Below are 14,461 nucleotides of genomic sequence, written 5' to 3'. Positions count from 1 at the left end.
TCAAAAGCCTACATTAACACCAACAAGGAAAGTCCGCGCGGCAGGATAAGCGTTGTAATCTACGCCCAATTGAAGATTACTGTTACCTGGCGAATTTACTTCCGGGTCAAATCCCGAGTATTTTGTGAACGTCAGCAAATTCTGTCCTGTCACGTAAACCCGGCAAGAACTTATGCCTTTGGTTGGTTTGAACGTATACCCGAGAGAAGCCGTTTTTACCCGTAGAAAAGATCCGTCTTCAATAAGCCACGAAGACTGCAACAGAAGTGGATTGACAGTAACGCGCGCACGGGGAATATTAGATGTTGTATTCGTCGGCGTCCAGCGGTCTACTATTTCTTTCCTCTGGTTTCCCCAAGGTCCGGAGACATTGCTTTCGGCACGCTGCACATTCAAAATGTCATTTCCAAAAGTTCCCTGCATGTAAACGGATAAATCAAATCCTTTGTAGGAAAAATTATTTGACCAGCCGTAGATAAAATCAGGATTTGGATCACCAACGATCATGCGGTCTTCAGCCAGATTAATCGAGCCATTTCCATTTTTATCAATGAAACGAGCATCTCCAAGTTTGTCATTTGCAGCAGAACGAGGCCCTGCGTCAAATTGCTCCTGGTTTTGGAAAACACCATCGTATTGAAGCAAATTCCAAACACCAACAGGTAAACCCGGTTCAAGCCAGCTTCCGTTAATTTTTAAATGGCCTGAGATTTCACTTTGTGTGGATGGAGTGTAACCTGGAATATCAAGCACTTTGTTACGGTTCATAGACCAGTTTGCATTCGAGCTCCATTTGAAATCTTTCACAAAAATTTCTCCGCCGATGCTCAGTTCAAGGCCTTTGTTCTGAAGACTTCCAATATTTCTGAAAATTGAACCGAAACCTGAAGTCTGCGGAACACTAACATTCCAAAGTAGATCCGTCGTTTTCTTGTAATAATAATCAGCAACAAAATTCAGGCGATTACCAAAAAGATCAAGGTCTATCCCAATATCTGTCGTTGCGGTTGTTTCCCAGCGAAGATCCGGATTGGCGATGTTATTCGGTGCCAGACCTGAAACCAGCGCGCCGCTCAGGTCATAATTGTAAACACCTAAACGTGCTAGCGACTGATAGTTTGAGATGTTCTGGTTACCTGTTTTTCCATAACTCGCACGGACTTTTAAATTGCTGATCGCATCAATGGATTGAATGAAAGATTCTTCCGACAATTTATAACCGACAGCAACGGAGGGGAAAAACGCCCATTTGTTATTTGCCCCAAATTTCGAGCTTCCATCCGAACGACCTGTCAACGAAAGCAGATATTTGTTGTTGTAGGTATAGTTGATTCGTCCAAGATAAGAAACCAGCTGACTTTGATTTTTCCAGGAAACTGGACTTGTAAATACAGCACCGGCATCAAGTTTATCGGCTCCATATAAATCGGTCAAGAAGTTGCTTGAAGAAGCACTGAACTGCTGATCACGATCCATCTGGCGCGTGTATCCCGCTACAACATTGAATAAATGTTTGTTTATTTCCTTGTTGTAAGTAAGAATATTTTCGTTCAAATAGGACATAGAACGGCGGTTAGCCTGACCAGCTCTGCCGTTTGCGTTGTAGCCGTTAACAGTTTCACGGGGTTCATAAGTTTCGCGGTTGGCGTTGGACATATCAGTACCTACTGAAACTCTAAGAGAAAGATCGCTGATGATATTCCAGGTAAATGCCATCGTTCCCATCAACCGGTCAACATTCTGGAAGTCCTTGTTAAACAAAACAATCGGAACTGGATTATGTACCGTCGATCCTCCCGGTGTCGGGTTTAGCCTGGTATACGTCCCGTCTTTCTGGAATATGGGCACTGTCGGAGGCATGATCAAAGCAGCGTTAACTGTGTTTGCATTTCCTCCGCCATCGCCTTCCGAACGTCCGTTATTTCCCCATACTTTGCTTCCTGTAAGGTTTGTGCTGAACATGATATTTTTGCTCAGCTTGGTATCAATATTGGCCCGGATCGAAGCCCGTTTGAAATCGGAACCGATCAGTACGCCTTTCTGATCAAAGTAACTTCCCGATACAGCAATTTTGGTATTGTCATTACCACCGGAAATATTAATCGTGTGGTTTTGAATTGCCGCCGAACGGAATATTTCATCTTGATAATCAACACCTTCGCCCATTGTCGCCGGATCAGGAAAATTGTAAAGGTCGGCAGGGTTTGGGAAAACAGGCGTAGCAACACCATCGTTTACCCGTGCTTCATTTACAAGCGTTGCAAACTCTCTGGCGTTCATCATGTCCAGTTTTTTAATTACTTTCTGGACACCATAATAGCCGTCATAAGTCACCGAAGTTTTTCCGGCTTTTCCGCGTTTTGTCGTTACCAATACCACTCCATTTGCTCCACGTGAGCCGTAAATAGCAGTGGCCGAAGCATCTTTTAGAATCTCCATCGAAGCGATATCACTCGGATTGATCGAAGCCAGCGGATTTTGCCCGGCTCCGTTTCCTCCGGCAGTTCCTCCGGCCGTAATCGGGTATCCGTCAATTACATAAAGTGGTTCATTTCCGCTGCTCAAAGAATTTCCACCACGGATCCTGATCGAAACCCGTCCGCCAGGCGCAGAAGATGCCTGCGTAACCTGAACTCCGGCAGCGCGTCCCTGGATCGCCTGATCAAAAGAAGTTGTCGGCAATTTTTTTAAGTCTTCTGCTTTGATCGATGATATAGCACCTGTCAGATCACTTTTTCTCTGTGTTCCGTATCCGACAACTACCACTTCTTCCAATGCTTTGTCATCAACTTTAAGTGTAACATCCAGCGTTGTTCTGCTCCCAACTTCCAGTTCCTGAGTCAGATAACCCACAAATGAAAACACCAGGATGGTACCTTTATCAGTAATGTCAATTTGATATTCTCCGGATGTGTTCGATGTTGCACCTTTGGATGTTCCTTTGATGACAATATTAACACCAGGCAAACCTTCACCTTTTTCATCAATTACTTTTCCTGACAATGCTTGCAGGAAAGAAGGTTTTTCTGCTGGCGTGATGACCGATTCTTCCTTCGTTTTTACTTCTTTCTTGATTACAATATTCTTCTTGAAAATTTTGTAAGAAAGAGGTAAATCTTTAAAAAGCTGATTCAAAGTCTGGTCGATCGTTGCATCTTTGATGCGCACAGAAACAAGGCTGGAAGTTGGCAAATCTAATTTATCGTACAAGAAAAGATAATCGGTTTGGCTCTCGATGGCTTTAAAGGCTGCTTCTACTGAAACATTTCTTTTATCCAGTGAAATTTTCTGACTATACCCGATTGCAGTCACTTGCGACAACGTTGCCATGAGCAGTAACGTTACCAGTTTCATTGTCAATAATAGTTTAGCTGGTATGGCCAACCGGTAAGATTTGCCACGCCGGAGTAAAAATTTTATTTTCATATATTTGTAAGATTTAGGTAAAATAATAATTGCTCTCTGAATAGCGCTTTTGGTTGTTGAGCCTGAGTTTATTCAGGGGAAATGTTCGCAGCATTTTCCCTGTTTTATTTTCAAACCCAGTGTAGTCATGTTGGTGGTTTTGAAGTGAATTTCATAGTCCGGCGGTTAAGGAATTTAGAATAAAATTTTAACGTAGTTCTATATACGATTAAAGGTTCAGGAAGAGATGATTATTTTTTTATTTTCAATTTTACAATTCACTCCAGCGTATTTGAGCATGTGCAGCAATTCAGAAATATTTACATCCATGGAAACCTTTCCGGTAAATTGTCGTACGGGAATTTTGCCCTGATATTCAATGTCGATGTCATACCAGCGGGCTGCTTTTTTCATTACTTCTTCGATACTAGCATCTCGGAAATAGAACTGGCCTTTTTTCCATGCAATGGCCTCGTCAACATCTACTTCTTTTCTGCTTATTTTACCGGAAGTCTCAACAGATGCTTGCTGGCCAGGATTTAAACGCGTCTGGCTTCGATTATTTTTTAATGAAACAGATCCTTCGACGAGTGTTGTTTTAGAGGAAACTTCATCCGTGTATGCCATTACATTGAAACTCGTACCCAATACTTCAATTTCGTTTTCCAGAAAAGAGACCTTGAAAGGCCTTGTTTTATCTTTAACCACTTCGAAATATACTTCGCCGGTAACTTCAACCTTCCTTTCATTCTTCGAAAAGATAGCCGGGAATTTGATAGACGAGGAAGAATTAAGCCAAACCTTACTTCCATCAGGCAAAACAATTTCATACTGCCCGCCTTTCGGTGTCGAAAGCATGTTCATCTGGTTGAGAGGCTGAACGTTATCTGGATTTGAAGCATTGTAGACCAGCTGGCCATTTTCTTTCTTACGGACTTCTGTACTGCCTTGTTTAGCCAGGACTCCATTTGCCGCACTGTCCAGGACGATGGTCGAGCCGTCCGCAAGAGTAAGTAAGGCGCGGTTACCACCAGGCGCAAAATCGGTTACCGGTGGCTTGACATTTGCCACGGATGGTTTGGTAGATTTTGATTGAAATTTGTAAAAAGTACCAAATCCAAAAAGTACTATAATTGCCGCAGCCGCGTAACGCCACCAGTAAAAAGTGTTCAGAACCGGAGGGTCAATATCCTGATCCACAATTGCGTCCGATCTGACAATCGAGTTAAATATTTTATCACTTTCTTCTTTCGAAAAAAAGGATTCGTTATGATCTGATTTTTCCCAAAACTCTTCAAGCAACGCAGCCATTTCCGGATCGTTTTTTGCCGCTCTTGCAAGCGACATCAATTCCGCGGTTTCATCGGCAGTAGCCTCGCCGGAATAATACCGGTAAAAAAGATAAGCCAGTCGGGTAGAAAATTCATTCATAACATAACAATCATTTCCGGATAGTATAATTCTTTCGTTTGTATCTAAGACAGAAAAATTGTTAAAAAAGGGGGTATTGAAATGTAATTATTTTTAAATAAAATTGGATATAAAAATAATTGCGCTGACAATCAGCTTTTTACGGATGTAGCAGGTTATTGATTCTGTGGAAATCTGAAGATATTTTTTTACTGTCTCACGAGACAGGCTCAGGCGGTCTGCGATTTCTGCATATTGTAGTCGCTCGTGCCGGCTCATCAAATAAACGAGCCGCTGTTGTGGCGGTAGGTGGTCAATTGCTTCGTCGACAAGAAGATAGCGCTCACTATCTTCGGTAACCTCTTCGAATTGTGTTTCGAAAATAATATCATCGAGGTTTGTCGTTAAAGCCTTTTCATTGGCGATTCGCTTCAAACAATTAAGCGCGTGATTTTTTGAGATAACAAAAAGATAAGCCTGGAAATTGACAGTATCGGAAAGCGAAGCCCTGTTTGTCCATATCTTTAAAAAGACATCCTGAACTATTTCTTCAGCCAGTTCATGCGACTTCGTAATCCGGTAGATATGTGATCCAAGCTTGTGATGGTATTTGTTGAACAACCGTCTGAAAGCCCTTTCATCGCCGTGAGCGACTTGCTGCAACATATCATTTTCATCTATGTCAGGAGCCAGGTACGACATTTTTCAAAACGTTGTAATGAGGTTATTTTAACCGAATTTATATTAAAAATTTCAATAACAAAGGTAAAATAAACTTATAGTAATAATAAAATTATTTATAGATTAAGTAAATATAACACTATTATTTATACCTAATCGAGTGATTTTTTATCTTACTTGGTTTTCTTAACATTCACGTAATGAAGTATACTTGACTGCATTTATACTTGTCTTCATGCATCAAATGTTCAATTTTACTTTAATGATCTCAATTAATTATCAAAACACTTGTATGATAAATTTTTATTAATTTACTTTGTCTATCAATTTTGTATACTATTAATCTTTACTCATAATCCACCTATTGGTAAGGAGACAAATCATTCAAATCATAGTTGTTATGAAATCAGGATCTGTACTCACTATTTCAAAATTTTCTTCGAAAATTATGCATACCAGTTTAAGTTTTATTGGCTGTTGTTGCAGCTAAATCACTTACCGTAACCCACTATTTTTCTGGACCTGCCAGTCAGTATTCTGACTGGACAATAAATTTGCCCTAGCCTGATCATCTCTCGATCGGGTGCGTATATTGTTATGCGTAAGAGGTAGGGGGTTTTCTGGTAGTATAATTTAAAGATTAAATCAATTAGGAAAGAGATGATAATTTAAACAAACACGCGTAAAAAGAAACCGCCCTGCCAAATAATTCGATCTGGTACATCGAATCAGGCAGAGCGGAGGAGATTCAATCGTCTAAATTAAATCGATCAAATGTATGTATTTTATTACTAATGAGTCAAGGTCTCGTTTTTACAGGAGCCTTGTATTGAACAAAATCATAGCTGCCATTGCTGTGGGTTTGTTATTGCTAATGTCGCCCAATCGAATGCTTGCCCAGCCTGCCGGCTCGGGACCGATTGTCGTAAGCGGGAAAGTAACCGATGAAAATAAAGAGCCTTTGCCAGGAGTAAGTATCCTCATTCATAATACAAGTCAGGGGGCTGTTTCGGATGTTGATGGGAATTTTAAGATTACGCTAACCAAGCCGAACGAACTTCTGACTTTCTCATTTATAGGTTACAAAACAATACAAATCAACTCTGGAAACAGAAGTACGATCAATGTCGAACTTGCTTCTGATCATAAGCTGCTCAACGAGATTGTTGTTGTGGGCTATGGTACGCAGGAACGTAAAAACCTGATTGGTTCGATTACCAAAATTGATCCTTCGGAAACAAAAGGGATACCAACGGGAAGTTTTGATGCGCAGTTGCAGGGAAAAGTGGCAGGTGTCCAAATTTCGAGCAGCACGGGTGTTCCGGGCGAGGCTATCAACATCCGTGTTCGCGGCGCAACCTCTATCAACGCAAGCAACGATCCTCTTTATGTATTGGACGGCGTTTTTATTAACAGCACCAGCAATCAGACGTTCAGCACGGGAGGTAAGGCAACTTCTCCAATAGCCGACATTAATCCATCTGATATCGAAAGTATAGAAGTTCTGAAAGATGCGGAAGCAACCGCGCTATATGGTTCCCGGGGAGCGAACGGCGTTATTATCGTTACAACAAAACGCGGAAATTTTGACCAGAAACCGAAGATCAATTTCAGTACTTCACAAGGATGGGCAAAAGCGGCCAAGCTTTGGGAGTTGACAACCGGCCCGGAGCATGCGCAACTGGTCAATGAATGGTGGGTCAATACCGGAAAAGATACGCCGTCACTAAACCGGACAGAAGCGAATCGTCCATTTCGTGCGGTTTCAGAAGGTGGCCGTGGATTACCGGAAGAGCAGCAAACGTATGATCGTCTGAGTGAGGTTTTTCAGACAGCACATCTTCAGAATTATGATCTGTCGCTCAGTGGTGGAACAAAAACAACAAAATACTATATCGGCGGAGGTTTCAACAGCCAGGAATCGATCCTGAAACCGATAACGTTTCAAAGAGCGAGTTTTAAAGTAAACCTGGACCAGAAAGTAAACGATGCAGTAACGGTCGGCGTAAGTAACACTTTTTCACGCACGTTCCGGAACCAGGCAAGGGCAGGCGACGGGCCAGCAGGCGGACTTTTACAAGCTGCACTTCATACACCGACTTATCTTTCCCCGACAAATGAAAATGGTGAACTGGTTGGTCGCGCTGGTTTTGACAATACAACACTTTTATTAAAATACTACGACGTAAATTCTACCAGCCTTCGATACATCGGAAATTTATACGTTGAAGCAAACCTTCTTCCAAATCTTAAATTCAGATCAAGTTTTGGTATTGATTATAACAATTACGACGAATCAGAATATTGGAATACGTATCTGATCGCGGGAAGCCCAAGCGGACTTGCAACTTCGAGCATCGGTCAGTATACCACCTGGATTAATGAACAAACGTTATCATACCGGAAAAATCTGGGTGCGAAAAGTACTTTCGGTATCCTTGTTGGAAACACATTACAAAGCTCAGTTTTATCGCGTACAGCAGCAGAAGGACGTGGGTTTGCAAACAATTCTTTCACGCAAATTTCTTCCGCAGCCACAACAACCAGTTCTCAGAATTGGAGTAAAAATACACTCACGTCATTCTTTTCGAGGGCGGATTTTAATTATGGGGGTAAATATTTGGCTGATATCAGTATCCGTGCAGATGCGTCATCACGGTTTGGGCAGGATAATAAATGGGGTTATTTCCCGGCTGTTGGCGCTGCATGGCGTATCAAACAGGAAGGATTTCTTAAAGATACCCGTGTAATCAGCGACCTGAAACTGCGTACAAGTTATGGTATCACCGGAAACCAGAATGGTATCGGAGATTTTGCAGCTCGTGGACTTTGGGCTGGTGGTTCTTCGTATGAAGGTTTGCCGGGAATTGCTCCTCAACAATTGTCGAATCCTGACTTAAAGTGGGAAAAAACAAGCCAGTTCAACGTCGGTGTTGACCTTGGTTTATTTGACCAGAGAATCACAGTTGAGCTGAACGCATACCGCAAATACACCTCCGACGGACTTCTAACTGTGGCATTGCCGGGTACCAGCGGATTCAACACCTATTGGAGCAACGCAGCTGAAATCAGTAACAAAGGATTTGAATTCAGCATTCAGACGGCCAATATCAGAAAGGCTGATTTTACTTGGACTACCAATTTCAACGTCGCCAGAAATGTCAATAACATTGAAAAACTGGACAATCCGCTTCGTTACGGGAGTCGTGATTTGATTTTGCAGCAGCAGGGTTCACCGCTTTATTCTTTCTGGGTTTACAAACAGCTTTACGTTGATCCGCAAACAGGAAATACGGTATATGAAGATGTGAACAAAGACGGAAAAATCACAGTTGACGATCGCCAGGTTTACGGAAGTATATGGCCGAAATTCTTCGGTGGAATTACCAATAACTTTACTTATAAAGGTATTGACGGTGCTGTTTTCTTCGCTTACCAGTATGGAAACAAGATTTACAACCATAACAAATTCTTTGGCGAGGGCGGCGGAGCGCGTGACGCAGCAAGAGTAATTCTGGCAAGCAACAACGACAGATGGCAAAAGCCGGGTGACGTAACGGATGTGCCAAGACCGGATGGCGTGAACGTTAATAACTATCGTGATGGCGGCAGTCGCTGGCTTGAAGATGGCTCGTTCCTTCGTTTGCGGTCGCTGAATGTTGGTTACACGATCCCAAAGGTCTTTACCAGCAAATTAAAAATTGAAACACTTCGCCTGTTTTTGCAGGGAGCAAACCTGCTGACTTTTACAAAATATACAGGTCTTGATCCTGAGTCAAGTGCGAGCAGTGCTGCGAACCAGCAAGGAATCGATTTGGGAACGCCTCCACAGCCTCGTTCTATTCAAGTGGGTTTAAATATTACGCTGTAATCCGGCCAGGCAATAACATAAATTCTCAAAACGAAGAGAAAAATCATGAAACGAATTAATTATTTACTTGCCCTGTCACTGACTTTATCTTCGCTTACATCCTGCGATTCTTTCCTGGATGTTGAGCCGAAAGCTTCCATCTCCGACGAGCAAACCATATACGATAAAGCTTCCGCGGAAACTGCTTTGCGGGGAGTTTACAATGCAGTTGCCAATGCAAACTATTACGGAACGTCATTCCAGTCTATTGGTTATTTATCGGGAGATAATATTCAATGGACGGGCTCGCAATCACAGGTTCAGGAATTTATCAATCATAAAGTAAGCGCAGAAAATGCTACGATCAGCAGCGCCTGGATTGCTATTTACGCAACAATCAACCGAGCGAATCAGGTGATAGCAAAAGTGCCGGCAGTAACGGACCCTACCTTGACTGACGCGCTGAAAAACCCGATTGTTGGCGAGGCATATTTCATACGTGCCCTGGCCTATTTTGACCTGGCAAGAACATGGGGCGGAGTGCCGCTTATTACGCAGCCAACTTCAACGCCTTCCGACAACTCAGGTATCAAACGCAGCACACAGGCAGAAACCTATGCGCTGGTTTTGAAAGACCTTGACGCTGCCGAGCCACTTTTAGCTGAAACCGTTAACCGCTACCATGCTACCCGCAAAACGGTATGGGCTTTGAAATCGCGTTATTATTTATACCAAAAAGATTGGGCGAAAGCTGAGGAGTATGCAACGAAAGTAATTGCCGATGCTGCAAACTATAAACTGTTGACTCCATACAATGCGTTTTTTGCGGCCAGTGCACGTGGTACACAGGAATCTGTTTTCGAAATTTTCTATAACGGAACTTCTGAAATAAACGATCACCGCGGGCAATGGCAGCCGCAAACGAATGGCGGTACCCGTCAGTGGGCTCCCAATGATGCTTTTGTTGCTTTGGTTAATGATCCGTTGAAAGGTGGAAACAGAAGTACACTGGTAGCAAAAGATAACCAGAATCGCTGGTATGGAAATCTATATTACCGTTCCCCCGGCTCTGATCCTTCCTATGTGATCCGTATTGCGGAATTGTATCTGATCCGTGCGGAAGCGCGGGCGCAGCAGGCCAAACTTACCGATGCTGCTATTGATCTGAATCTAATCCGCACCAGAGCTGGCGTCACAGCCACCACAGCGGCGACGAAAGATGAAATTCTTTTGGCGGTGGAAAACGAGAGAAGGATCGAGTTTGCTTTGGAACCGCACCGCTGGTTTGATCTGGTGCGTACCGGCCGTGCCGCAACTGTATTGAACATAACCGATCCGAACAGATATCTGATGCCGATACCTTCGGTTCAGCTTCAGACAGACAAGGCTTTGGAACAAAATCCAGGATATTAATCTTAAACCCATCATCAATGGCAACAGTAAATTTATCGAAGGACGCGCAATTTCAGTATGATGCATCATTAAGCGGTCACCGGCACTGGAATAATACAGAAAAAACAGCTTTCAGGATTTCTTCAATCTACTTTTTCCTGCTGGCTTTTCCTCTTGACTGGAAATATTATAAAACTGTCTTCTCAATCAACTGGCTGGATCTTCACTATCGTGATTTTTTTAATCTGGCTCATTATTCGCCTGAGTTTTTTGCCGAGAATTCATTTTTGAATTTGATAGGGTTACTGGTTGTTGCCATCATCGGCGGTCTGGTATGGGGAGTTGTTGACAAAGAAAAAAAGGATTATAACACCTTGTATTACTGGATCCGGGTGCTCGTTCGCTACCGGCTTGCGCTTGGTTTGATCGCATATGGGCTGATCAAGTTTTTCCCGCTTCAATCGCCGCTTCCTTCCATCAGCAATTTGAATACGCAGTACGGTGATTTTACTGACTGGAAAATATTCGCCCTTACGTTGGGTGTTGTGCCAGGGTATCAGTCGTTTCTTGGACTTATCGAACTTCTTGGAGGACTTCTGTTTTTGAACAGAAAAACTACATCAATTGCTACGCTGATCATTATTCCATTCACAGGAAACGTATTTGTGTCCAACCTTGCGTATGGTGGAGGTGAGGCCGTTTACAGCTTTTACCTGATTTTGCTTGCGTTATATTTATTTACCTTCGATGCGCCAAGATTTTATAGTTTGCTGGGACTGGAAAAACCAACGATACCAAACCGGTTTCATCCAACATACGAAGCAAAGTGGCAGCAATACGGCCGCCTTGGCTTAAAAGTGTTTTTCATCTTTTTCTTTGTCGTTCTGTTTGGTTTTAAGACCAGAAACGGATATCTCCATGATCCTTATCAGTATCCGAACGCTCCAGGCCTGTCAAAAGCCGCTGGAATTTATAATGTTGCTGAGTTCAAGTTTAACGACAAAGTTTTGCCTTACTCGCCGATCGATCCGGTGCGCTGGAAAGATGTAGTTTTCGAAAACTGGGCCACGCTGAGTATCCGCTCAAACAGACCTGTTATTATTGATTCAACCAACGTTGAAGAAATCAATGAAAATGATGCAGACCGGGTTTACGAGTTCTTAGGAACTGCCGATAGGCATTATTACAGTTATAAAATTGACGAAGCAAAACAGGTTCTGAATCTTGAAAACAGAAACAAACATTACGCTTCCGACAAATTTCAACTGCGTTATAGTCGTCCTGATTCTGCAACGATTCTTCTTTCCGGGCTTAACAGCGACGGCGATTCAGTTGCTGTTCGCCTTGAAAAAATCGATAAAAAATATCTTCAGACTGAAATTAAGAAGCTGGGAAGAAGAGGAAGTCCAAAACTTTGATTTGAAACTGTTCGAAAATAAACGATAAACAACATTCAATATGTCAATCTTAACGAGTAATTCGGCAGAAGTAGCGGAAGAAACCAAAAATGCACGGAGCTTAGAATCTGACACAGACAAGGCAGACCAGACGGACAAACAATGGCCTGAATGGCAGAAAATTCTGTTTCGTATCGCTTTCATCTTCTTCGTCAGCATATCTCTTCCCTGGAACCCGGAATGGTATAAGGTTGTCTTTTCGATAGATTGGACAAACCTTCATTATCGTGATCCATACGACGTCGCCAGATTTGGTTCAGGACTTGAAATTTTTGGAAGAACGCTTTTTGGAAATAACCTGAACGGATACGCGACCTATGTCATAACATTGATTTTCGCTGTGGTAGTCGGCGCAGTCTGGACTGTGCTGGTTAAACTTCTGAAAAAAGATCCGAAGAATTATATCAAACTTAATTACTGGCTGCGCACGATTGTTCGTTACCGGGCTGGTATTGGCATCATCGGTTTTGGTTTTACCAAATTGCTTCCCACACAAATGCCTTATCCGTCTCTCGGTCTTTTAAATACCGATTTTGGAGATTTTACCTTGCAGAAAATTTACTGGTTATCCGTGGGAATTGTGCCCTGGTATCAGGTTTTTGCAGGTGTTGTTGAGATTGCCGGTGGCGTTCTCTTGTTTTTTAGAAAAACAACATTCCTTGGTGCAGTTCTGCTGTTCGGAGCTTTGGGAGATATTGTTTATGTGAATTTTGCCTATGACGGCGGTGTGCATGTTTATAGCTCATACTTTGTGATTCTGTCTGCGTTCCTGATGGTTCAGGATATTCCACGCCTTTATAACCTGTTTATTCGTGAACGCCTGACAGTGCCTGTCAACTATTATCCTACATTCACAAAAGCATGGCAGAAATATGCACGTGTTGGCGTCAAATCGGCTGTAATCGGCGTATTTTTATTTCTGTTCTTTTATCTATCACTGGTAAATTTCCTGTATGATCCGTATAAACAACCTTCGACAGCCGGTATAAAAGAGCTTCGTGGAAATTATAACGTTACAGAATTCCGTATCAATAACAAGGAGATTCCTTACTCGCCAACAGACACTGTCAGATGGCAATGGGCTACTTTTGAAAAATGGACAACGCTCACTTTTAAAGTGAACAAACCGACGCCACTTGATCTTTCGAATGGTGGAGGTTCTCCGATGAGGGATATCAGCAGGACTTTTGAATTGACAGGTACAGGTGGTGGCCAGCGGGTTTTTCATTATTATGGCGATCCGGTTGAGCATGTGCTTTACTTGCAGAATAAATATAAAGCGCCGTCTGGTCGGGAACTTGGTGCACGGGATGCAACCGACCTTTCCGGTGGTGCGCCTAAGCCAAAAAAGAAAAAGGCTGATCCCAAAGATGAGCCGGACCCGAACTGGATTAGTAAAGCAGCCTTGATAAATATCGGTGATGAAGTTTCGAAAATCGATCCGCGTGCCGCTTCAACACGCCGTAACAGGGAATTTGCCGAGGCGCCTAAGAATGAAAAACGCAACCGGATGATCCTGCGTTATCAGACAACCGACGGCAATCGGGTAATTTTGAAAGGAATAGATCAGAATAAAGATTCGTTATATATTGTTCTGGATCGGGTCAATAAAAATTATATCTTGCCTAAAAGTACGCTTGACGCAGGAAAATATGACTAAGTCAGTTTTTTTTATCGGGGCATTTTGCCTGTTTTTATTCATTACATTGACCTCATTGAAAAGCCCGACTACCGGTGAGAACGGTAGTCGGGCTGATACACTTGCCCAACCCAAAACATTCGGATTTGGCCGCCCGGCTACTTTAAAAGAAATTGCACTGCTCGATAGCGACGTTCGTCCGGATGGTAAGGGTCTTCCGGCTGGTTCAGGAAAAGCTGCGGATGGCAAGCTGGTATACGCCGCAAAATGCGCCGGCTGTCATGGTGTAACTGGTGTTGAAGGTCCGAATGATGCACTGGTCACTTCAAAAAATTTAACCGATCAAAAAGAAAAGGTGAGAACTAAAACGATCGGAAATTACTGGCCTTATGCAACGACGGTTTTTGATTATATAAAACGCGCAATGCCTTTTAATCAACCGGGTTCTCTGACCGATCAGGAAGTCTATGATCTGACGGCTTTCCTGCTTGCAGAAAATGGCCTGATTAAAGCCAGCGACCCTATCAATGCCACGACACTTCCCAAAGTTGTAATGCCAGCAAGGGATTTCTTCGTTCCTGACGACCGTCGGAACGGCCCGGAAATTCGTTAATATCTATTTATAAT

Annotated in this window: 8 protein-coding genes; 5 read left to right on the top strand and 3 right to left on the bottom strand. The window is 42.8% G+C overall.

The window, feature by feature from the left end; translation table 11 throughout:
• From L0657_RS23645 to L0657_RS23635, 3 genes are all read right to left on the bottom strand, one after another.
• Positions 1-3,426, bottom strand: coding sequence for a TonB-dependent receptor (locus L0657_RS23645; protein ID WP_235153244.1), 3,426 nt, complete (start codon positions 3,424-3,426; stop codon positions 1-3).
• Between the two features lie 216 nt (positions 3,427-3,642).
• Entirely contained in the window at positions 3,643-4,836 is a 1,194-nt protein-coding gene (locus tag L0657_RS23640; RefSeq protein ID WP_235153243.1) for a FecR family protein, read from the bottom strand.
• A gap of 93 nt (positions 4,837-4,929) precedes the next feature.
• Complete coding sequence (locus L0657_RS23635) at positions 4,930-5,517, bottom strand: RNA polymerase sigma factor (protein ID WP_235153242.1); 588 nt, start codon at positions 5,515-5,517, stop codon at positions 4,930-4,932.
• A gap of 853 nt (positions 5,518-6,370) precedes the next feature.
• Between L0657_RS23635 and L0657_RS23630 the strand changes: the two genes are divergently transcribed.
• Genes L0657_RS23630 through L0657_RS23610 form a run of 5 tightly spaced genes read left to right on the top strand, consistent with a single transcriptional unit; the run spans position 6,371 to position 14,447 of the window.
• Positions 6,371-9,367, top strand: coding sequence for a TonB-dependent receptor (locus L0657_RS23630; protein WP_235153576.1), 2,997 nt, complete (start codon positions 6,371-6,373; stop codon positions 9,365-9,367).
• A 45-nt stretch (positions 9,368-9,412) separates the two neighbouring features.
• Positions 9,413-10,759 carry a RagB/SusD family nutrient uptake outer membrane protein gene (locus L0657_RS23625; protein ID WP_235153241.1) on the top strand — a complete coding sequence of 449 codons (1,347 nt, stop codon included), beginning with the start codon at positions 9,413-9,415 and terminating at the stop codon, positions 10,757-10,759.
• A gap of 17 nt (positions 10,760-10,776) precedes the next feature.
• Positions 10,777-12,156 carry a DoxX family protein gene (locus tag L0657_RS23620; protein ID WP_235153240.1) on the top strand — a complete coding sequence of 460 codons (1,380 nt, stop codon included), beginning with the start codon at positions 10,777-10,779 and terminating at the stop codon, positions 12,154-12,156.
• Positions 12,157-12,196: 40 nt separating this feature from the next.
• Entirely contained in the window at positions 12,197-13,855 is a 1,659-nt protein-coding gene (locus L0657_RS23615) for a hypothetical protein (RefSeq protein WP_235153239.1), read from the top strand.
• On the top strand, positions 13,848-14,447 hold the full coding sequence (locus L0657_RS23610) for a c-type cytochrome (protein WP_235153238.1): 600 nt from the start codon (positions 13,848-13,850) through the stop codon (positions 14,445-14,447). Before L0657_RS23615 ends, L0657_RS23610 begins: the two co-directional genes overlap by 8 nt.
• The last annotated feature ends 14 nt before the right edge of the window (positions 14,448-14,461 follow it).

It is taken from the genome of Dyadobacter sp. CY345 (assembly GCF_021502725.1).
Classification (GTDB): Bacteria; Bacteroidota; Bacteroidia; order Cytophagales; family Spirosomataceae; genus Dyadobacter.
Note: the sequence above shows the minus strand (reverse complement) of the source record. Positions and strands in the feature narration are given on the sequence as shown.

Excerpts from the sequence above, each read along its gene's own strand:
- L0657_RS23645 (WP_235153244.1), bottom strand. The coding sequence starts at position 3,426 with ATGAAAATAAAATTTTTACTCCGGCGTGGCAAATCTTACCGGTTGGCC.
- L0657_RS23640 (WP_235153243.1), bottom strand. The coding sequence starts at position 4,836 with ATGAATGAATTTTCTACCCGACTGGCTTATCTTTTTTACCGGTATTAT.
- L0657_RS23635 (WP_235153242.1), bottom strand. The coding sequence starts at position 5,517 with ATGTCGTACCTGGCTCCTGACATAGATGAAAATGATATGTTGCAGCAA.
- L0657_RS23630 (WP_235153576.1), top strand. The coding sequence starts at position 6,371 with ATGTCGCCCAATCGAATGCTTGCCCAGCCTGCCGGCTCGGGACCGATT.
- L0657_RS23625 (WP_235153241.1), top strand. The coding sequence starts at position 9,413 with ATGAAACGAATTAATTATTTACTTGCCCTGTCACTGACTTTATCTTCG.
- L0657_RS23620 (WP_235153240.1), top strand. The coding sequence starts at position 10,777 with ATGGCAACAGTAAATTTATCGAAGGACGCGCAATTTCAGTATGATGCA.
- L0657_RS23615 (WP_235153239.1), top strand. The coding sequence starts at position 12,197 with ATGTCAATCTTAACGAGTAATTCGGCAGAAGTAGCGGAAGAAACCAAA.
- L0657_RS23610 (WP_235153238.1), top strand. The coding sequence starts at position 13,848 with ATGACTAAGTCAGTTTTTTTTATCGGGGCATTTTGCCTGTTTTTATTC.